Annotated in this window: 16 protein-coding genes and 1 tRNA gene; 11 read left to right on the top strand and 6 right to left on the bottom strand. The window is 47.4% G+C overall.

The annotated features are described in order from the left end of the window. From J0895_RS15940 to J0895_RS15930, 3 genes are all read right to left on the bottom strand, one after another. Positions 1 to 319 (bottom strand): ISAs1 family transposase (locus J0895_RS15940; protein ID WP_207089031.1); only part of this gene is annotated, 319 nt, incomplete at its 3' end. 267 nt (positions 320 to 586) lie between these two features. Then, positions 587 to 1,024 (bottom strand): transposase family protein, encoded by a 438-nt coding sequence (locus tag J0895_RS15935; protein WP_207089030.1) that lies wholly within the window; start codon positions 1,022 to 1,024, stop codon positions 587 to 589. A 273-nt stretch (positions 1,025 to 1,297) separates the two neighbouring features. Beyond that, positions 1,298 to 2,020: a response regulator transcription factor gene (locus J0895_RS15930; RefSeq protein WP_207089028.1), complete on the bottom strand. Its 723-nt coding sequence runs from the start codon at positions 2,018 to 2,020 to the stop codon at positions 1,298 to 1,300. Between the two features lie 1,915 nt (positions 2,021 to 3,935). Here J0895_RS15930 and J0895_RS15925 point away from each other — a divergent pair. The 3 genes from J0895_RS15925 to J0895_RS15915 all read left to right on the top strand — a co-directional run bounded on the left by J0895_RS15925 (position 3,936) and on the right by J0895_RS15915 (position 7,548). Beyond that, positions 3,936 to 5,147, top strand: a complete 1,212-nt coding sequence (locus tag J0895_RS15925; protein ID WP_207089027.1) for a hybrid sensor histidine kinase/response regulator — start codon at positions 3,936 to 3,938, stop codon at positions 5,145 to 5,147. Between the two features lie 637 nt (positions 5,148 to 5,784). Beyond that, positions 5,785 to 6,252 (top strand): DUF2141 domain-containing protein, encoded by a 468-nt coding sequence (locus tag J0895_RS15920; protein ID WP_242541357.1) that lies wholly within the window; start codon positions 5,785 to 5,787, stop codon positions 6,250 to 6,252. 297 nt (positions 6,253 to 6,549) lie between these two features. Next, entirely contained in the window at positions 6,550 to 7,548 is a 999-nt protein-coding gene (locus tag J0895_RS15915) for a tetratricopeptide repeat protein (protein ID WP_207089026.1), read from the top strand. A 40-nt stretch (positions 7,549 to 7,588) separates the two neighbouring features. On the opposite strand, the gene J0895_RS15910 is transcribed toward J0895_RS15915, so the two are convergent. Then, on the bottom strand, positions 7,589 to 9,097 hold the full coding sequence (locus J0895_RS15910; protein ID WP_207089025.1) for a WD40 repeat domain-containing protein: 1,509 nt from the start codon (positions 9,095 to 9,097) through the stop codon (positions 7,589 to 7,591). Positions 9,098 to 10,562: 1,465 nt separating this feature from the next. Here J0895_RS15910 and J0895_RS15905 point away from each other — a divergent pair. From J0895_RS15905 to J0895_RS15890, 4 genes are all read left to right on the top strand, one after another. Continuing rightward, on the top strand, positions 10,563 to 12,416 hold the full coding sequence (locus J0895_RS15905; RefSeq protein WP_207089024.1) for an NAD(P)H-quinone oxidoreductase subunit F: 1,854 nt from the start codon (positions 10,563 to 10,565) through the stop codon (positions 12,414 to 12,416). Positions 12,417 to 12,579: 163 nt separating this feature from the next. Further along, the gene (locus J0895_RS15900; RefSeq protein WP_207089023.1) at positions 12,580 to 13,302 is read left to right on the top strand and encodes a carbonic anhydrase; all 723 of its coding nucleotides are present in this window, start codon (positions 12,580 to 12,582) and stop codon (positions 13,300 to 13,302) included. A 63-nt stretch (positions 13,303 to 13,365) separates the two neighbouring features. Next, positions 13,366 to 14,874: an NADH-quinone oxidoreductase subunit M gene (locus J0895_RS15895; RefSeq protein WP_207089022.1), complete on the top strand. Its 1,509-nt coding sequence runs from the start codon at positions 13,366 to 13,368 to the stop codon at positions 14,872 to 14,874. A 185-nt stretch (positions 14,875 to 15,059) separates the two neighbouring features. Then, entirely contained in the window at positions 15,060 to 16,355 is a 1,296-nt protein-coding gene (locus J0895_RS15890) for a CO2 hydration protein (RefSeq protein ID WP_207089021.1), read from the top strand. A gap of 36 nt (positions 16,356 to 16,391) precedes the next feature. On the opposite strand, the gene J0895_RS15885 is transcribed toward J0895_RS15890, so the two are convergent. Beyond that, a complete protein-coding gene (locus J0895_RS15885; RefSeq protein WP_207089020.1) occupies positions 16,392 to 16,793 on the bottom strand; it encodes a fasciclin domain-containing protein in 402 nt (133 codons plus the stop codon). A 321-nt stretch (positions 16,794 to 17,114) separates the two neighbouring features. After that, on the bottom strand, positions 17,115 to 19,154 hold the full coding sequence (locus J0895_RS15880) for an NACHT domain-containing protein (RefSeq protein WP_207089019.1): 2,040 nt from the start codon (positions 19,152 to 19,154) through the stop codon (positions 17,115 to 17,117). 208 nt (positions 19,155 to 19,362) lie between these two features. Here J0895_RS15880 and J0895_RS15875 point away from each other — a divergent pair, with 208 nt between their 5' ends. The 4 genes from J0895_RS15875 to J0895_RS15860 all read left to right on the top strand — a co-directional run bounded on the left by J0895_RS15875 (position 19,363) and on the right by J0895_RS15860 (position 21,873). Further along, positions 19,363 to 20,025, top strand: a complete 663-nt coding sequence (locus J0895_RS15875; protein ID WP_207089018.1) for a TIGR00266 family protein — start codon at positions 19,363 to 19,365, stop codon at positions 20,023 to 20,025. Between the two features lie 25 nt (positions 20,026 to 20,050). Further along, on the top strand, positions 20,051 to 20,737 hold the full coding sequence (locus tag J0895_RS15870) for a TIGR00266 family protein (protein ID WP_207089017.1): 687 nt from the start codon (positions 20,051 to 20,053) through the stop codon (positions 20,735 to 20,737). 102 nt (positions 20,738 to 20,839) lie between these two features. Beyond that, positions 20,840 to 21,568: a TIGR00266 family protein gene (locus J0895_RS15865; RefSeq protein WP_207089016.1), complete on the top strand. Its 729-nt coding sequence runs from the start codon at positions 20,840 to 20,842 to the stop codon at positions 21,566 to 21,568. A gap of 231 nt (positions 21,569 to 21,799) precedes the next feature. Further along, positions 21,800 to 21,873 (top strand) — tRNA-Met (locus J0895_RS15860). The last annotated feature ends 6 nt before the right edge of the window (positions 21,874 to 21,879 follow it).

The following is a 21,879-nucleotide window of genomic DNA, read 5'->3' as shown; positions in this document are numbered from 1 at the left end:
GTTGGGCTTGAGCCATATTATCAAATCCATAATTGCGGTATATGTTAAGTGCAAAATTTCGAGCGACTGCCCAAATTTGAACTTCATGTTTTGTCCTGATACGAGAAGCCTCTTCACCTTGAGTTACATCCCGCACATAATGAACCTTGTTTTCGACTCCCCAATAACCTCGAATTCGCTTGGCAAATTCTTCAGCCGTTTCAATCAAAGAAGAAACGTAAAAACGAGTTTCAACACTGGTTTCAATAATATTTGCTCGATGGACTTCGCGGTATAATTTAACACGAATCACGGTTTTAAGTCCAGGAAATTTAGGAATATTATCTAACTGATTACTAAGACTGACCGTGCGTTTTTCAACTCAACCATGACCAACATTGTTCGATTTATGAGTCTGAATCGCTTCAAAATTGGCTTGGACTGCTTCAAGTAGACCCGATTGGTTGCCGTAGAGCGCCCCAATGTAGTCATTGCCACTTGAAACAATTACTTGAGCGGTTTTTTTTGGGTACTGATGGCATCCTAAGCAAACACCACACCCTTGAGGGCCATTTCTTTAATAAATGCGGGTAAGGCAGTGATTTCATTAGTTTTTGAATCCACCGGAGTAGGGTTCGAGAATTAGCCCTCGTTCTACGATGTAGGTACTTACTAACATAATGGCCGGATGAGAATCTACATCAGCGTCGTCATTAATGGCTTCATAATACCATAGTAAAACTTTGCCGTCCACTGCAATGGTTTCTCTCTCTATTGGGTCAATCCCCAAAAAACGGGATAAACAGGCTGAATAGCGTTGCTGATCAATTCGTAAGAACGTTCGTCGAATCGTACTGTATGAGGGTAAGCGTTTTTTCTCAAGATTGAACAATTCTAACAATTCATCAGAGTACGCTTTTGTCCAATCTCCAATCTCTATAAACCCGCGATTTCCAGCGGCAACACCGAGGGTAAATAAGGCTAGTTGTATGCTTTGTTGATGCCGCTTCCCTGCTTGACGTCGGCAATCTTCTAGTCGGCAAATGCTTCAACAATAGTTATCTGGGACATCTTAAACTGACCCCTCGGTGAGATTACTCTGTTATTCTATCACGTCTTACATTAGAATGAAATAGCCCGGCCAGGAATCAGTCACAAATACTGTACACATCTTGACCAAAAGGATGGGTTTTCTTATGCAACATAAATCACGCCCCTCTTTTCCTCTCGACACCAACCTGGGTACAGGTATGGTGCGAGTCTCCAAGAGGGCAGAAAGATGAATTGAAAATTAGCAACGATCACATCTAAATTTGAACTAGATTTTCTCCGGTGCATCTTCGGAATCACCACTTTGAGCTTCAAACTTGTACCCCACTCCGCGCACCGTATGAATCAGCTTCGGATAGATGCCATCCCCTTCAATTTTGCGGCGGATTTGGCCGATATGCACGTCCACCACACGCTGATCCCCCACATAGTCATAATCCCAAACTTCTTGAAGCAGTTCAGATCTACGCCAAACTCGGCCTGGATGAGAGGCCAAAAAATAGAGTAGATCAAATTCAAGGGCCGTTAGGACAATCGGATGATCCGAGATAGTCACTTCGCGACGCACGGGATCGATACTCATCGTTCCGAAATCAACGGAGGGTTGTTCTGCAACCTGGACAACCCGTTGACGCTTCAACAGCGCCCCGACTCTAGCACCGAGTTCGACGAGACTAAAGGGTTTGGTAATATAGTCATCTGCACCTAAATTAAATCCCCGAATTTTATCAGCTTCATCGGTGCGACTCGTCAGCATTAAAACGAAAACACCCGTGCGCTTTTGCATCGCTTGGCAAAGCTGATACCCCGTAGTATCGGGTAAGTTAACATCCAGAATTACCAAGTCTGGATTAAATTGCTCGAAGAGTTCGAGCGCTTTTTTTCCATCTTCAGCCGACTCCATTTGATAGTCTTGCTTACTTAAAAAGCGATGGATTAAGTTCCGGATCGCCGGATCGTCATCAACCACAAGAATCTTGGCAGAGGCCATAGCTACAACTGTGCTGGTGTGAACAGGTCAAGAGTCATCATTCAGCCTGACATGATGAGTCAGATAGAGGGTCTAACTTGATTAAGCCAATCAGGGTGAATTCAAGGATCCACTATAATCCCTTTATAGAGTATTGCCCAAATGATTGATTGGCAACAAATGAGGCAAATTCCAGGAAACGGGTATCGCTGACTATACAACAGATCCACCCTCTGCTACTAGAGGGAGTTGCTCAGTAGCAATTGGAGCAAGGAGTTCTCGATAAGATAGATAGAGGGGGAGTTAAAGAATGAAGCACTCTGTGGGAAATTTGGCAACCAGCCCACTCCTCAAAAAAATTTGACCAAAAACAGTCAAGATGATATTCAAACCTTACGATAGCTTAAATTTTACGATTGGGGGATTAGGTTATAACAGAGAAGGGGGTCAGGACGTAGTATTTTGAGGAAGAAGTGCAATCCGTCGCCTGTGATTCTGTCACGGGATCACTCGGCGCTGGGATCCTGAAATTTGTCAAACATGAGGGGTAGAACAGGGGTTCCCACTTCAAATTTCGCCCGTCCATTGCTTCACACTGGTTCCGGTGCAGTTTTGAGGGAAAAGGGTGGAGGTATCCAAATGGGATGCTTGGAACTTAACCCCCAAGGAAGTACCTCTGGTCGATCCAGGAAAAATGGGGTTGCCGATCGCTCTTCATAGACTATATGGCTTGCGGGGTATCCGTTTCGCCAATCCCGCCAATTCCAGAGATAATAGAGGAGAGTCCTTCTCTTTCCTCGCCTGCTCTGCGGCCAAAACTTCCCTAACAACTATCCCTTGAACCGAGTCTTGGGACCTCCGCCCTGCTGGGGGCCGTGAGTGGGGTGTTCTCAAAACCCCCCGACGGGAGAGGATGGCGATCGCCCAGGTTGACTCCAATCCGCCTTAATGCCAGCATCCTGAAAGCCCCGTGGCTGCCTCTGGAACCCGGGGGAAAACCGGAAGTAGAACTGGAGGGACCAGATGGTATGAACAGGACTCCTAACCCTGATTCAGAAGTTAAATACCCGACTTTAACCATTCGGGTCTGATGCCAGATTCAGGGGAATATCCCCCAGATTGAACCGTTGAATCTGACCACCAACTCAGCTTTTTACGGACGGCAGTATTTTCTTAGAGTTTTGTCCACTCTCAAAAAAGTGAAATCATCGAGTTTGATGAATGACAAAATATCCTGGCACTCTTTGTCCTTTCAGGCTCATCTAACGCAACTTATCGCGTTTTTGAGTCGGCTGAGGTAGAGATTTTGGGAGCATCTCAATTTTGCCTAAAAACCGATCTGACCTCTCCCCCCTGCCCCCCTCCCCTGCAAGGTCCGGGGGAAATTGATGTCTTTCTCCCCCGGACCGCAAAGACATTCATTCCTTATACCTCCCTCTCCTCTTAGGGGAGGGCCGGGGAGGGGAGGGCCGGGGGCTGGGGGGTTAGGTCTCTTTTCAAAATTGAGATGCTCCCGAGATTGTTGCTGGATTCAGTGCCTCCCTTGGGACCGTCAATTTTCTGGCTTTACACCTGATGAATCTGAGAATGGCTATCGATGAACTTAACTGTAAATTTCGGTTCTAACCAAAAACAAAAGACCTCAAATTTTCACCCAAACTTAAAGGGTAAAAGGGTAAACGATTAGCTGAACCCGGAAAAAAATGCGGAAGTTTAATCAGCCCAATCAACCGGATTTATGCAGGTTTTAAAGATCCTAAATACCCGAGAATGGCAACAGGTTGATTCAGTCCAGGTGCAACAGGCTCAGGGTAACTCTGGGTTTGGTGACTGAGTGTGGCACACCATCCCGTTCGTGACAACGTTTTATTCTTCACGATACTCACGTCTGGCGTTGAGTGTGGTTTTCCTAAATATCCTATTATTAAAAGATTAGATGAATAGTAATGATTCTCAAAATAATTCTCCTTTGATTCTGCTGGTAGATGATGACCGGACAACGCGGATGATGCTGTGTCGGGCGATGAACAATGAAGGGTATCGAGTGGTAGAGGCGTCAGATGGTATCGAAGGGTTGGAACTGTACAAGCAACTCAAACCGGATATGGTGCTGCTGGATGCCAAGATGCCGGGGATGGATGGTTTTACCTGCTGTACTCAAATTAAGGCGATCGCCGGGGGGTTAGGGATCCCGGTGTTAATGATTACCAGCTTAGAAGACGAAGATTCAGTTGAGCGCGCATTTGAGGCGGGTGCGACAGACTATATTACCAAACCCATTCATTGGGCGGTCTTGCGACGGCGCGTTCAGCGCCTTTTACAAGAAAAACAAGCCGAACGAGAAATTCTCAAGGCACTGGTGCAAGAACGAGAACTCAACGAATTGAGGTCTCGGATTGTAACAATGGTCTCCCACGAGTACCGCACACCTTTGACGGCGATTTTATCTTCGGCAGAATTGCTGGAATGTTATTGGCACAAATGGGATGAGCAAAAACGGCTCAAACATCTCGAACGGATTCAAGTAGCATCGACTCATCTAACGCAGTTGGTTGCGGATGTATTGTCTATCAATGAAGTAGAATCCGGGCAGATTGAGTTTAATCCGGCTCCGGTGAATCTTAAAAACCTCTGTCAAGAAGCGATTGCCGAATTGCGGATTCCTCCCGGCTCTCTCCATCAAATTAATGTAACCCATTACGGGGATGATTTTGAGGTAATTCTTGATGAAAAATTACTCCACCAAATGCTGATTAATATTCTATCTAATTCTCTAAAATATTCTCCTAAAGGAGGCGGAATAGAACTAGATTTAATTTACTACAATCCTGGTCAAACAACCGATAAACAAGCCTTGTCGTTGATCGAAGCTGACTTTAAAAACATCGATTCACCTGTAACCATTTTTCGCGTAAAAGACCAAGGGTTTGGGATTTTACCCCACGAACAGGGCCAAATTTTTAATGCTTTTCACCGGGGTAGCAATGTGGGGACAATTCAGGGGACGGGTTTGGGCTTGGCGATCGCCAAAAAATGTGTGGAGTTACATCGCGGGGAGATTGCCATTGCCAGTGAAGTGGGTGTCGGCACCACGGTTACCGTCACGCTCCCCTCCAGAACTGATCCATTACCCCTTAATCCCGGTTAACGCTCAAAACTGGAAGCGGATCAGAAACCGGGTTGTTTACCCTGTTTTGGCCGTCCATTAATCGCTATTGTACAGCAACCCGGTTTCTAGCCGGAGATCAATCAGTTGGCCCTAACTTCCAGTTTTCTCAGCGCTCTCCCGACCTGTGGAGTGGATATTTTGCTGCTCAAACCATCTAAGAAAAAGGTATTCAAGGTCAGGATTCTATTTTTCCTAAACCCTGATCAGCGACTGATGCCTTGTGGGGACGAGGGGCTTGGCAATCCGGGGGGATGATATTTCGCTTAAGAGTCTCTTTCCATACCCTAACTTAGACTATTTTAAGGTATTCTTGATATCTTTATCAAAAATTACTTGATTTCTGTATAAAAATTCATACAATTAAACCAGTCCAAAAATTAGAGGGTTTTTGAGTCTACTGCATCGGTAAGGGAACCGAACCAATGGCGCACCAACCAGGGTTAGACAAGAAAAACTCGGGCTTTATAGCCCGGGTTTATGGACCCCTCACCCAGGCGAAAAATGGAGCAAGGCAGGGGGTTCGGGTCAAAAATAATCTCCTAGAGAGCCCAAATTCAAGCCCCTGGAGCGGAGAATGAGTGGGACCTTGATTTACACGTTCATAAACCGGATCAAGATGATGAAAACACCTGGAAAAATTATTTTAGCGATCGCCTCCGTCTTCAGCAGTTTTACCTTAATTCAAACGGTGCGAGCTGTGCCAGCTGGGCAACTCAACATTCAAATAGAAGGCATCACCAATCCCCGAGGCAATATTTGTCTGACAATTTTTTCGCGCAGTGATGGATTTCCTCGGGATGGGACGAAGGCGCTCAAAGCCGAATGTTCTCCCCTTGAAAACCTGCCTGTGACCCTGAGTATTGATGGGTTAAATGCGGGTAACTATGCTGTAGCAGTCTTCCACGATGAAAACGCCGATGGACAACTCAACGCCAATGCCGTGGGTATTCCCCAAGAAGGATTTGGATTTTCCAATAATCCCCCCATCCTGACAGGTGCTCCGAAATTTAGTGAGGCGACCTTTTTCGTTGCTGGACAAACGACAACCGTTCAGATTAGCATGAAATATTTGCTACGATTCTAGGCTCGATTGTAAAATACATTCAAAAGAGAACCGGGAAAGTTCACCCTAACCCTGAATGCCACTGTGGGGGTTTCTTCACTCTATAAAATGGCCTGGAAGTGGCCTTTCAATCACTTCCAGGCCATCTAATCGAGGGCAAATTTGTCAGTTTGAGTTCCCCCTGGGGAACTGTAAACGTCTTCCCTGGAATGGAGGCGAGGCAATTTCCAGGAGTCGGAGGAGCGCGAACCGATCTATCATTAGGGGCATCTCGGGCAAAAGTTAGGAAAAAATCAGCAGTTGTTGGAGGCTAAACTTATGCAGCCTATGTTTAAATGGCTTGGTATTGTTGCAGCAATGGGGATATCGGGGATATCGATGCCGTTACCTGGATGGGCGATAGATGATCCCACAGGTGGCATGGATTCTGGACAGGTGACCACTTCTCCAGACATCCTAGAACCGCTACAGCCTCCGGTTACCCCTAGAGCAACTCCCGTAAGACCACCTGAAAGTCCTGCATCGACCCCAAGAGCGACTCCCGAAAGCAGCCAAGAACCTGCAACTCCGGCAATGCAGCAAGAAGCAGTGGAGCCAAGACCTGCACAACAGGGGACGAGTGAGGTTGAGACGTTACTCTCCCAGGGTCAATTTTTGTTGTCGTCCAAGCAATATGAAGATGCGCTTAGAACTTATGACAGTGCGCTGGAATTAAATTCTAATAATGCAGATGCTTGGATTGGTCGAGGCATGGTGTTAGAGCAGTTGGCGCGTTACGATGATGCGATCGCGGCGATTGACCGGGCGACGGAAATTAGTCCGAATTATTCTCTGGCATGGCTGAGTCGGGGGATGGTCCTCAAACAGGCGGAACGCTTTGAGGATGCGTTAACGGCGTTCGATCGCGCTTTGGACGGGAATGGACAGTGGGGTGACAACCGAGCAGCAGATGCAGCCCTCAACCGGGGTTCGGTCCTCTGGCAACTCGATCGCCGGGATGATGCCCTCGCTTCTTTTGAGCGGGCGCTCGAACTGGAGCCTCAATTTGCCCTAGCTTGGTACAATAAAGCTACGGCACTCCTGATCCTCGGTGAATATGAAAAGGCAGTCAGCGCCTACGATAGCGCCATTAACAGTAACGGCCAGTGGGGTTTATCCACGGGTCCGGCTAGTGCCTGGTACAATCGCGGTTTGGCACTAGAGCAGTTGGAGCGTTACGAGGATGCGATCGCCTCTTATGACCAAGCTCTGCGAATTACTCCGAACCATACCAAGGCTAGACAGCAGCTGGCTCGATTGCGTCAGCAAGTGCAGTAGGCCCAACAAACGGGCGGGGGTTGGAACCCCCGCCCGTTTTTTAGGGAAGCCAGCCCGGACGGAGGCCCTCAAAGGGTAACTCTTCCGGTTTGTAATCTAAGGGCCGGTTGGTGGGGGCGCTCGGATCCAAGGGCAGCAGCCAGAGCCGACTTCTGACGATCGCTTCCCCGGAACTGGTGCGAACTGCATCCATTGGGGCTTGATTGGCTTGGGGGGCAACGCTGACAATTTGATCAAACAACAACCCTAACCCATCCGGGGCCAAACTAATATGAATCTCTCGCTGATCTGGTAACAGCACTAGGGGTTGCAGTTCCGCAGTTTCTAGGTTGATCGCAGCAAGGTAAGGTTCTTCTTTATAAATTTCCCCTTCCACTAATTTCGTCAGCAAACAATAGAGGGTGTTTCCTTGGGGTCCGAATTGGGCGCTCAGAAATGAACCTTTAATGCGGAGCAGTTCTTTGCTGACCCCAGTCGTGGTGACAAAATAGAGCGATCGCGTGTAGTCAGTGTTGAATTTCACCATCGCCGCCGCGCTGCCATCAGACGAAAAACTCAACACTCGCCCAAATTGGGGGAGAAAATCTAAGGGTTCGGCTTTCGGTTCTAGGGGCAAAATGGCTAATCCCTGTCCCTGGGCGATCGCCACCGCCTGACTATCGGGAGTAATAATAAAATCCCCACCCGGTTCGTTTTCCAGCGGTTTCGGTTGCTTTCCTTCCTCTATTTTCCAGAGTCCAAATTGTCCCGGGTCCTGTTTGTTGACGCGCTGCACCAGAATGGTTTTACCATCGGGGGAGAGGTCGAAGCTGAGATTTTGATAGTTGTCAGATCCTAATATCCGTTTGATTTGACCCGGTGAGTTGTCACGGCGGCGGGAGCGTCTGCCTGGGGTTTCTGGGACGATGCCGGTGGTGACGGTGAACAGTCGTTGATCTAAAACCCCTCGGTTGGGAGAGAAGGAGTCGATCGCGGAAAATAACAGGCGATCGCCGTCGGGATAGAGTTTATAATCCAGGACTGTCAATTCTTTTGGGGTCAGAATCGTTTTTTCGCTTTGGCTGAGGTTGTAAAGAATTAACCGTCCCCGTTCTTCCGGGGAGATTCCGATATAAACGAAGGCGCGATCGCGACTTTTAAACTCCCCCACAAATGGCTCAATCAGGGTTCCCTCTTTTCCCGGTTGGGCGAACCGTTCCCGCGCTTGGCTGAGTTCCAGTTTAAATTGCATCCCATAAGGCACCCCTTGGGTAACGGTGTAAGCCATCCGCCTTCCCGCCCAACTGATTTTACCCGGTACTGGAGGTTCGATTCGCAGGTTTTCTTCCACGCTAGGGAGATCCATCGGACGGCTGAAGGTCATGATAAAGGCGCGATCGCTGGCACTGACTTGTTTATTTTGCCAGGTAAATTCCCGCACTCGTGGAGCGGTACTATCGCCGCCAAATAAGAGCAGGGCGATCGCCACCGTCAAGATCGCAATCAGGGCGATCGCCGCGCGATCGAGCGGTTGTGAGAATTTTTTCTGGAGTTGCTGTGCACTGAACATCGGCTAATCTTTAATGTTTAGAGTTGAGAAGCTCGGAGTTTGGGAAACCGATTCACACCGAAGGGAATGAATGAGTGCCAATCGAGTTGTGAATCTAAATTCAACGGTTTTAATGGACCATTTTAATCTCGCGGTTTCCACCTTTTTCCATCTACAGTTACGCCCATTTTGCCTCACCCCCTTTCTTCCCCATTGGGCGATCGCTCCCCCGTACAACTGTTTCCGGTTTTGACGGGTTGGATGATTTGATATTATAAACCATTCCCCGATTGAAAATGGAGTCTCCCTCACTCCCCAACCCTCTATACCACAAAGGACAAAGTGGATCCGAATGCCAGGTAAAAACTCCATCTTTCAAAAATTTTGGCTAATAAAAATATTTAAAATCAACCTATTTTTAGTCTTGAAATGTATTGGGTTTAAGTCTTGAGTTTAAAGCATATTCAAGGTTTTAAATATGCTTTAAACTTCTCTTGTTAATTTACAGCTTTCTACAAAATTTTGGCTATTTAATTCGTTAATTTCAAAGATTTCAATTTTATTTTAGTTCAAATAATAGCTTTTCAATAAAAGCGTCAAATAAGCAATGGGGCAAAAATAATTAGACAGGTTATGATTGTCTAGGCAAGGATTTCAGAGAATCGGGAGCAGCAATTTATTTTGCGTGACTGCTTATCCCCAATCCAGTTGTCTCAATTCGGTTTTCTTTCTTTGAATGCCCGCGCTTTCAGAGGCTAATGGAGTCATGCCCCACCCTTGAGTCGCGTTCAGTTTTTGCTTTACCCGAAAAGTACCATATTTGGTATTATAGCCAGTCTTGCAGCAGTTTGACACCTCACCCCCGTCCCCCTTCGACCCTTCGACCCTTCGACCCTTCGACCCTTCGACCCTTCGACCGGCTCAGGGCTCAGGGCTCAGGGCTCAGGGCTCAGGACAGGCCTCTCCCGCTTTGGGCCGCCGACGGTTGGGGGCCGCCGACGTCCATTCGCCTAATCATTTAGAACCGCTATATAACGCATCTAAATGATTCGGGTCATCAAATTAAGGAATGGGAGCATCTTGCTTCCACCACCCATGAAAGACTGTCCAATTCCTTGAAAAGCGCGAGGTGACATCTCTGGTCATTTGGGTTTAACCAAAGGAAATAGACCATCGGAATAGAGCAACGCCCCTGAAGCATAGAGTTAAATCAATGATATCAATAAGGAAAGTTTATGGGTGACTTAGACCGCGTATTATGCGGCTAGAAGCCTTGTAAATACACGGTTATAAGAATAAATTAGACAACAAATTATCAATTGTTGTGGAGCGATCCCTTCCTTTTGTTACGGAATGACGATACTCTAATTCAATCAAGATTAAGAAAATATAAATCTGTTCCCGATCTGCCCACCTGCCCTCCTTAAAAATCCAAGGGAAGCAGGAGCAGCAGACTGTTCGTTCACACACAAATTAGGAAATGCGGATGGCTGATTTACTTCTGACAACCGTTTGGTTCGTGCCTGGGTATTCATTACTCGGGGGACTCCTCGCTGGCGCTTGGTCACCGGGAACCATCCGAAAAACTGGACCAAGACCCTCGGGCTATATTAATTTAGTCCTGACATTTTTAGCATGGCTTCATAGTTTACTGGCATTACTGGCCACCTGGAATCAACCGGCGAAAGAGATATCTTGGACTTGGTTGGATGCTGCGGGGTTAACCCTAACGGTGGATTTAAAAATATCCGCCTTGACGGTGGGTGCAATGACATTAGTCACGGGATTGAATTTGCTGGCGCAGATTTTTGCCGTGGGATATATGGAAATGGATTGGGGGTGGGGTCGCTTCTATGCCATGTTGGGAGTATTTGAAGCGGGAATTTGCGCCCTGATCTTGTGCAATTCGTTGTTTTTCAGCTATGTCATTTTAGAGGTCCTCACCCTAGGTACTTATTTATTAGTGGGATTGTGGTTCTCACAACCATTAGTGGTGACGGGTGCAAGAGATGCTTTTTTAACAAAACGGGTGGGAGATTTAATCCTGCTGATGGGAGTGGTTGCTTTATTACCGTTAGCAGGCACTTGGAATTTTGATGAATTAGCACAATGGGCCCAAACGGCTGATTTAGATCCAAAAGTCGCCACCTTGTTGGGGTTAGCTTTAATTGCGGGACCCTTGGGGAAATGCGCTCAGTTTCCGTTGCATCTGTGGTTGGATGAGGCGATGGAGGCGCCGATTCCCAGTACGATTTTGCGAAATTCGGTGGTGGTGGCAACTGGGGCCTGGGTGTTGATTAAATTACAGCCGATATTAGCGCTCTCAGAGATTGCCACGACGACGGCGATTTATATTGGGGCCGTGACGGCAGTAGGGGCTTCAGCGATCGCCATTGCCCAAATTGATATCAAGCGATCGCTCTCTTACTCCGTGAGTGCATACATGGGGCTAGTGTTTATCGCCGTGGGGACAGGCGAGACTCAAACCGCGCTGATGTTGCTACTCTCTCACGCGGTGGCAATGGCACTTTTGGTGATGTCTACCGGAGGGATTATCTGGAATACGATCACTCAAGACCTCACTCAGTATGGAGGATTGTGGTCTCGGCGTCCGATTTCTGGGTTGGCGTTTCTCGTAGGAGTGGCTGGTTTAGTGGCGTTCCCACCCTTTGGGGGATTCTGGGCGTTGCTCACAATGGCGGAGAATCTGTGGCCGACTCACCCGGAGTTGGTGGGCGTATTAGTGTTGGTGAATGGGTTAACGGCATTTAGTGTAATTCGCGAGTTCGGATTGATATTTGCGGGGAAACCAAAACCGATGACAGTGCGATCGCCGGAAGTGCATTGGCCGATGGTCTTACCAATGGTGGTTTTAATGGGCGTGACTCTGCATATTCCGTTAATTTTGATGCAATGGAATCTGCTGCCAGACTGGGCAAACCTGAATGTTCCTGTAGCGGGAGTTCTAATTGGATCGACGGTCATCGGGGGTGGATTGGGTGCGTTCATTTACATCAGCGATCGCCTTTCCAAACCCGTCAAATTTGGTCCCCAATCCGTCCAAGACTTTTTTGCTTACGACTTTTATACCGCCAAATTGTACAAGCTGACCATTGTATTTGCCGTGGAGTTGGTTTCTCGGATGGTGTTCTGGTTTGACCGCTATATTGTGGATGGATTGGTCAATTTAGTGGGATTATTCACCGTATTTAGCGGCCAAAGCTTAAAATATAATGTTTCGGGACAAACCCAATTTTATGCCCTAACTATTCTGGTCGGCATTGCCGTACTAGGGATTTTACTCGCTTGGCCGTCCTTGTCGAATATTTTCTTAATTTAAAACCAAACCACTCGGGTACAACAGGATGTCTAAAGTTAGATAGATGGATTGTGATTCATGCTTAATTGTCCAGCTTTAAGCAATCGCAACACCCCATATTTCTAGCTGATCCACCCCTTTACACCCGTCAACTCTAGCGGGTCAACCAAAAACCAGCGACCTCATGCCAAACCCAATCAGATCTAATCAAATTTCCCGGCGCAATTTACTCAAATTTGGGGCAGCAGCCCTGGGGACTAGCGCGGTGGCGGCCACCCTGTCCCCTGGTTGTTCCAACATTCGGGCGAATCAGCCCCCGGAAATTCCGGACAATTTATCCCCGGATGATGCCTTAACTCTATTAATGGAAGGCAATCAACGTTTTGTCAGCGAAACCCGTCTAAATCCCCACCAAACTTTTGTCCGACTTACCGAAGTAGCGGAACATCAAACTCCCTTTGCGTCACGGCTGAGTTGTGCCGATTCGCGAGTGCCAGTTGAGATTGTTTTTGATCGCGGATTTGGGGATTTATTTGTCGTCCGGCAAGCTGGAAATTTGGTGACTCCCGAGGAAACTGGGAGTTTGGAATTTGGGACGGCTGTTTTGGGTTCCCAAGTGGTCATGGTATTGGGACATGAACGCTGTGGGGCGGTCACAGCGGCGATCAAAGGGGGTGAATTTCCCGGTCAAATTGGCAGCTTAGTGGCTGCGATCGCCCCAGCATTGGCAACGAGTCAAGGACAGAATGGTGACGCCTTAGAAAATGCGGTCAAAGCTAATGTTTATTGGCAAGTCAAGCAGTTGAAAAAATCTCCAGTTATTTCTGAGTTAATCACCGATGGGAAATTAAAAGTAGTAGGAGGTTACTACGATTTAGATACGGGAGAGGTTGAGTTGCTCAATTAAACTCCACCTGCCTCGGTGCTTCCATTGTTCAATCAGGTTTGAAGAGCTAGAAAGGATAACGCCATGCTGAGTCTATTAATTGGATTACCCCTTGTCGGTGCAGCGCTCATTGGATTTTGGCCCTCCAAAGGGTCGCCTACGCTATTTAGAAATATTGCCCTAGTAGTCGCCTTGGGGATTTTAGCTTGGACAGTGGCGATCGCCACTCAGTTTGATTTAGCCTCCCCGGGAATGCAATTACCAGAAAATTTACCTTGGATTCCCCAGTTAGGACTCAGCTATAAATTAGGCATTGATGGGTTATCTTTCCCCCTGCTTGCCTTAAGTGCGTTTCTCAACTGCATTGCGATTTATGGTCGGGGTGAAACCGTGGAGCGTCCCCGGCTATATTATCCTCTGATTTTCCTCGTAAATGCCGGACTCACCGGGGCATTTGTAGCACAAAATTTATTATTGTTTGTGCTTTTTTATGAATTGGAACTGATTCCTCTTTACCTCTTAATTGGGATTTGGGGGGGGCAGAAGCGCGGATATGCCGCGATGAAATTCCTGATTTATACCGCATTATCTGGGATTTTGATATTAGCCGGATTTTTGGGAATTGCTTGGTTAAGCGGTTCGAGCAGCTTTGATATCGGCTCGATTTCCACGAAGAATTTATCCTTAACCACCCAATTGATTTTACTAGGTACTCTGTTAGTCGGATTTGGGATTAAAATTCCCCTAGTTCCCTTGCATACTTGGTTGCCCGATGCTTATGTGGAAGCATCCCCAGCAGTTGCCATTCTCCTGGGGGGAATTCTGTCTAAATTAGGCGCTTATGGGTTAATCCGATTTGGGTTACAACTGTTCCCGGAAGCCTGGGCAGTCCTTGCACCGGGGTTGGCGATTATTGGGGTGGTTAGTGTCATGTATGGTGCCTTCAGTGCGATCGCCCAAAAGGACATCAAGCGCATGGTTGCTTATAGTTCCATTGGACACATGGGCTATATTTTAGTCGCCGCCGCCGCCGGAACCCCCCTCAGCTTACTCGGTGCAGTTGCCCAAATGGTCAGTCATGGATTAATCCTCGCCTTTCTCTTTTATATCGTTGGCATCATTGAGCAGAAAATCGGCACTCGCGAACTTGATGATTTGAATGGATTAATGAATCCTAATCGCGGATTACCTCTCACCAGTGCCTTCCTGATTGTAGGCGGCATGGCGAGTGCTGGAATTCCCGGATTAGTAGGATTTATTGCAGAATTCATGGTCTTTCAAGGGAGCTTTTCTGTATTCCCCGTACAGACTTTACTCTGTATTATTGCCTCGGGTTTAACAGCAGTTTATTTCGCCATTTTAATCAATCGCACCTGTTTTGGAAAGCTGGATAATCAGTTGGCATATTATCCAAAAGTTTTGGCAGTCGAACGAGTTCCGGCGTTGGTATTGGCGGTCACTATTTTCATATTAGGCATTCAACCGAGTTGGTTACTGCGGTGGAGTGAACCGACAACGACAGCAATGGTATCCAATATTCCCCCCTCTAATCTAGGGCAAATTGCTCAAGACTTGAACAAGTTTGCACCCTAAAATGAATTAGACAATTGCTGATGCAGGAGGAGTCGGAGCGTCTCGCTCCCTTGCTGCAATAGGGAGCGAGACGCTCCCACTCCTGAATTCTCGGGTCCTCCTGCCTGCTTTAGACTCGCTATAACTCATTGAAAAATCAGTCTTAATTACCTTGCTTGATTGTTATCTAGGGAAAAATCCAAACTATGACAACTGCAACTTCTACCCAACTCCCCCCCTCTACCCATGAATTTGCTGATATTATTCATCGGTTAGAAGCCGGTGGCTCAATGTTGCCGGATAATCCGGAAAATTTGAAGCAAATTATCGGCATTTATAAAGCCTACGCGGTGCCGATGGACTTCTACTGGCGCGATTTGCTTTATATTGCCCAAGAGGTCTTTTTAGAACCCTTGGACTTCTTCAAATACTTCCTCCCGAAAGAGTATTTAGAACTGCATAATCACTATGCCGGAGATGATGCCGACTTGCGAATCTGGCGGGGAGAGGCGACAGTACATCCGGAGCTCTTAGCCTTTATGGAAAAAGGCGAATTAAACCAGAAAATTCCCCGGTTATTCCATCATTTGTTCCACGATCGCATTAATATGGAATTCGCCGAAGCCTGTATGCGATCGATGTTGTGGCATGGCAGAGATATGGGTTGGGGTAAGTTTGATGCCTATCTCGATAGTGACGAGTACAAAGCCAATGCTGATGCTGCCATCAAAGCCTATTTTCAAGGCAATCCCGCAATGTTGGGACTCTATAAACTGTTTCCCGAAATGTTTTTAGAACAGGTGCGACAATTGTCGTATTATAGTAACTTGGGATTGTTCTGGGAAGTGATGGCCCCGGTTTTTTTTGAAATGTCCGATCTTTATGATGAAGGCAACCTCACCACTGTCCCGGAAGCCATGAATTTCCTGGTTAATGGCATCTTTGCGATCGCCGGACGTCCCATTTACCATCACGCCCATATTCGCGGCAAAGTTTACGAAATTATCCCCAAATCTAAAGGCTTTACCTGGTTATATGAAGCCGCCTTACCCTACGTCGAAGCCGTCTTTTATCGGACTGCACCCTTCCGAGGCACTAAATCCTATAACGCCCAAGCCAAACAAGTCCCGGATGAGCAAAAAGACTTTCATTATGGCATTTTATATGCCGATGTCTTTCCGGTGGGAACGGCAGGAATTCCCCCGACGTTATTAATGCAGGATATGCTCCATTTCCTCCCCCCCTATTTGGTAGATTATTATCGCCAATACTGCCGGGGAGAGGATGATATGTTGATTCAGTTGGGAATTACTTTCCAGCGCTCAATGTATTGTGTCACTTCCGCTGTCATTCAAGCCTTACGGACTGCCTTACTCTATCCCTTAGATGACCCAAATCCCAAGCATTTGATGGCAAATCGTCGGTTTTTTGAAAGCCAGTTAGATCGATTTAAACGTCCTGAAGCCCGGTTACGCGATATACAGAGTCAGGATTATCGATAAGGTTCTCGGGTGCGTCATAATGACGCACCCTGGATTTTATCCCATTAAAATCACCGTATCAATCACATGAATTACCCCATTATCGGCTTCCACATCGGCAGCAACAACCGTGGCATTTTTGACTTCAAATCCACTGGAACAATCCAGAGAAATCGGAGACCCTTCCACGGAGGTAACTGAGTCTAATTTTCCTAAATCCGCTTGCATCAATTTACCCGGAACGACATGATAGGTTAAAATTCGAGCCAATTGAGGAATATTTTGTAACAGGGTTTGAATGGTTCCTGGGGGCAATTTGGCAAATGCGGCATCGGTGGGAGCAAAAACGGTGAAGGGACCGGGGCTTTTTAAGGTTTCGACTAAATTCGCCGCTTGCACCGCAGCGACAAGGGTTTTAAAGGAGTCATTGCTCACCGCAATATCGACAATATCGGGCATAAATTCACCTGAGTTTGGACAAAATGCTTTAAGTTAATTGTAGGATAAAGGGTGTAATTGTAGGGAAGGAATAAAAAAGTTAGGGAAAGGGGAGTTTGGAGCAAAAAAAAACCTCTCAGTGGGAACCGAGAGGTTTTTAGGAGTGCAGGAGCTACCGGAAAACAGCGAGGGTTCTTCAATAGCTAAGAAATACTCTAACGAGGGGGTATGGAGTCGAGATGACAGCGGGATGGCATTTGCATGACAGGAGAGGAAACTCCAGGAGCGATCGCCCTCAACGGTTGACAGGAGAGCATTTGCAGGCAGGGGAAGGAACAGGTTTTAGCTCTCACCGAGGCGATCGCGCAATAACTCATGAATGAATCGATACTGCTGCCATCCCACTCGCTGCAAAAATAACCGTTGGCTGACATATTCCAAAAACCGGCTATAGTTCCAGGGAATCTCCCCTCTGCGCCACAATATCACGCGCACCAGCAAATGCTTCATCCAGGGAATGGCTGTAATCAGTCCGCAAATTAAGCCTAAAATAGGGGCGGTTGCTCCCATGAAAAACAGCACCGAAAGCAAATACATCACCCAACCTCCCGTGGTGGTGACAGCGGATAAAATTGCCCCAATTAATTGAAAACTCAGGAAACCGATGAGGCAACAACTCACGGAGACGATCGCCGACTGCCACAGGGTGCGGGGAGAGGTAGTTTTCAGTTCAATATCCGGTGCTTTTAAGGCAATAATTCCCCCACAGCTTAAGGCAATAATCCCAAAAAATATTCCATAAATTCCCCCGACTTCCCATCCATAAATCAAGGCAAATAACCCAGCATATAACAGAATAAACAGCAGCACCAGGGCGAGGGGATACTTTAACTGCTCTCGGCTGGGTTGCAACCGTAAAGCCGGAAGAGATTCCGGTGAAAATATCCGTTGATTGCTCTGACTCATGACCCCTGCCAGCCAGCGTAACCAGAGTTTGGTTTGTTCCGCCGGGGGTTCGGTTTTTCGGGAATAAACAGGTTTCTCCATTTCCCGAGACAGTTGCCGCCGAATATAAGCATTAAACACATAGCGCTGACGTTCGTCTCTCGTCTTCAGGCGTTTCCAGGAATGAATTAAAATTTCCTCGTATGCAACAGTCATCAGATTTAAGAATAAAGGAGTTTTGGCTAATCGGAATAATGTGGGCTCAGTTTGGAGATTCTCCCAAAGTTCCCGACTGCGAGAGGCGAGTAGATAACGCTCAATTTGATCCATTTTCAAGGGTTGCACTCCAACTGCCGCATACAAACGCAGACGAGTTGCGCGCTGTTTGTAAGTATCCATGCGGGTACAGAGGACCAACGGCAGCACTTGTCCATTTTGGCGTTTGGATTGGGCAATTTCTGTTAAACAATGTTCCTGTTGAGTGCTATCCAGTTCATCGAGTCCATCCAGGAGGGGTAATAAGCGATCGTCTGCCAACAATTCTCGGACGAGCTTCCGGTGAGTGTTATACTTGTGACAGACTTCTTCCTCAATCCAAGTGAGCAAGGGGAGTTCATCTTGCCAATGTGCTAAATCTAGGACAACCGGCACGGGTTCTAGCTCATTTTGTCTGGCGCGATCGCATAACTCTTGGGCTAATTCTAACAAAGTGCTAGTTTTACCCGAACCCGGTGCACCGAGAATCAAGACAATGCCGGCGATCGCCCCCATTTCCAGAGCACCCGTTTCCGGGTCCGCACGCACTCCCAAGGCATTCAGCGCCTCTACCCCCGCTTGTCGAGGTGCTGCCACCTGGAACCCCTCCAGAATCCCTTGTTCCGGTTCGAGTTTCCGTCTGGGGTGCTTGCCAATTTTTACCTCCACATCCCACAACCGGGGGAGTTCCTCAGTGAGGGGTTCGCGCACCAAATAGCGCTGTACCGCATAATGTAACGACTGCTGCTGTCTGGCGATCGCTTCACTTTCAACCACTGCCAGTAACCCCGATCGCCCGGCGATCGGCGAGGATTGCCAGCGCTGCCACCGTTGCCATAGAATCAACACCGTCGGCAATCCCGTCCCCAACACCCACAACAACACCGATGCCGCACTTAAATTGGCCTGAAAAGCGGGATTGAGGGACTCACTGACGAGGAGGAAGTACACCGACACCGCCGCAATCAGAGGCAGAACCGCAAACAGCCAAACCCCTCCTTCCACCCTCCCCCCGGGTAACCCATAGGTTAAGGCACATAACAGTCCACATCCGAGGGTTAAAACCCCCAGCAAAATGCCTAAACTCGTTGGGGACGCCGCCGTGATGGCGATCGCCATACAGAAGAACCCATTCACCAATACAGTCAAAATCAAAATGAACGCCGGACTAATTTTTGGCATGATAGATGCCTCTCTTGCAGGTTATCGATTCTCAATTTACCCTCTTATTGTCAAATAGTCCCCCCGCAGTCAGGCGATCGCCACCCTTAACCTATCATCACCTCCCCTGACGGAGATATCTTGCTTTTTGTTAAGGAATCGAGACTTCCCCCTAAATCTTGCCAAACTGGTAAATAATCATCACCCTTAGAAACAACAGAGTTCTACCGTGGAATATTATATTCGTTATAAACCCTCCTTTGCCACCCTGTTTGTCACCCTCAGTCCCGGCGAATCCATCACCGCCGAACCGGGTGCCGCCATCTCGATGGATAGCCGGATTGCCATGAAAACCCAATTTTCCGGCGGGTTCTTCTCCGGTTTATTAAAAAAATGGTTTGGGGGAGAAAGTCTACTGGTTAACGTCTTTCGCAATCCCACCACTCACCCTTTAGAATTGATCCTCAGTCAAGCCACTATTGGGGATATCGCTTGCATTGAACTCACCCAGTCTAGTATCTGCTTGCAACCCGGGGCTTATGTTGCTCATACCCCCGGGATAAAAATTACCCTCGGTTGGGCAGGATTTGCCAGTTGGTTCGCCCGCGAGGGACTATTTAAACTCAAATTAACCGGCACCGGGCGCGTATTTTTCGGGGCTTATGGTGGATTGACTCCTAAACGAATTAACGGCGAGTTTATCGTGGACAATGGTCATTTAGTCGCTTACGAACCGAGCATCAAAATGGGATTTTCCCTTTCCGGGGGCTTATTTAGTTCCCTCTCATCCGGGGAAGGATTTGTCAATCGCTTAAAAGGGCAGGGAATTATTTATTTACAATCCCGAAGCGTGGAAGGCTTAGTCAATTTTTTAAACCCAAAATTTCGGTAATCTCAGAGGGAAAGCCTCAGCAACTATGAAGGTCAATATTTTACATCAACCCGACTGTGCGATCGCCCATCTCACCCTCAAACCAGGTGAAGATATCTTAGCTGAAGCCGGTTGCATGATTGCCATGAATGGCGATATGCAAGTCAGCACCACCCTCCGCAGAGGCAAAGGCGGCGGCATCTTTGGTGGATTGAAACGCACCCTCGCCGGGGAATCCTTATTTTTAAGCGTCTTTCGTGCTCCCTCCACCGGCGGCGAAATCTTCTTGTCCCCGAAAATGTTAGGGGATATTTTTCACTATCAACTCCGAGAAACCGGCTTAATTGTCCAAGCCACTTCTTACCTAGCTTGTAGCGCTCAAGTCATCCTGGATATTGGCGTTCAAGGCTTTAAATCCTTATTTTCTGGAGAAAGTTTCTTTTGGCTCGATATCAGTGGTCGCGGTGACCTGCTTTTAAGTTCCTTTGGGGCTATTTATGAAATATTTGTTGAGGGTGAATATATCGTCGATACCAGCCATATTGTGGCCTTTGAAAAAACCTTAACCTTTGAAATTACCAAACCCCCCGGAAGCAATTGGGTGAGTGCATGGCTGAGTGGAGAAGGGTTTGTTTGTCGGTTTAAAGGCAGAGGTCGTCTCTTTTGTCAAACCCACAATCCCCAATCTTTCGGCAAACTTATCGGGAATCAATTATCTCCGCGCAGTGAATAAAACGGGAATATATTTCAATTTATTCTCAATGGCTGCTCAAGGTTTAATAACTTCAAACACCTGATTAATTGGCAAATAAAAATTGATTAAAGGGAAATTAACATGACTCCTGCGATTGCTTACGAAATCGAACATTCTCCCTCCTATGCCTCCTTACGCCTCGACTTGCAAGCGGACCAAAGTGTATCGGTTGAAAGCGGAGCAATGGCCGCAATGGATACCTGCATTAAAATGAAATCAAAAATCAAAGGGGGATTGATAAAAGGATTAGGCCGGATGGTGAGTGGAGAATCCCTGTTTATTAGCGAATTTACAGCAGAGAGCAAAGCGGGTCAGTTATTTGTATCCCCTGCTGTTCCCGGAGATATTCAACATTATGTGTTACAGGGCAATAGTTTATTTATTCAATCCTCTGGATTTTTAGCATCCAGTCCTACCGTTGTAATTGATACCAAATTCCAAGGATTTAAAGGCTTTTTTAGTGGGGAATCCTTATTTTTAGTCCGGGCAACTGGGGAGGGGGATTTGTGGTTCAACTCCTATGGTGCTATTGTAGAAATTCCCATCGCCGGGGACTATATTGTTGACACCAGTTATATTGTGGCCTTTGAAGATACTCTGGACTATCGGGTTGAAGTCTTAGGCGGATTATCCTTCCGGGGATTAAAAACGGGTATTCTGGGTGGGGAAGGGTTAGTCTGTCGCTTTCAAGGCACGGGGCGCTTGTGGGTGCAGTCCCGCAGTTTGTTCCCTTTTCTGAATTTTTTAAATCCGTTTCGCCCAGTGCAAAGTAGTAGTAGCAGTAGTAATAGCAGCAGTGGTGATGAATAGCCTTTTCACCGTGGTGGGAAATCCAGGGTCCTAGACTGTCCCTTCCGCTGAGGGTCTGAGGGTTTGCGGCGATCGGGCCTCCCGCCCCCTCCGTCCCTAAGTCCCATCCCTCTCCCCTCAAGGTCCTCACCCCACGGAAAATTAAGGGATTCGGGAATCATAAAAATTTTTTCCAAAGGACTAGACAAATCTAAAAATTGTGCTACAGTAATAAAGGTGAAAAAACACCAAGGCTCAGTAGCTCAGTAGGTTAGAGCAGGGGACTCATAAGCCCAAGGTCGCAGGTTCAAATCCCGCCTGAGCCATTTACT

This window comes from Phormidium pseudopriestleyi FRX01, from assembly GCF_017313335.1.
GTDB classification, from domain to species: Bacteria; Cyanobacteriota; Cyanobacteriia; order Cyanobacteriales; family Laspinemataceae; genus Laspinema; species Laspinema pseudopriestleyi.
The sequence above is the reverse complement of the archived record's forward strand: the minus strand, read 5'-3'. Positions and strand labels throughout refer to the sequence as shown.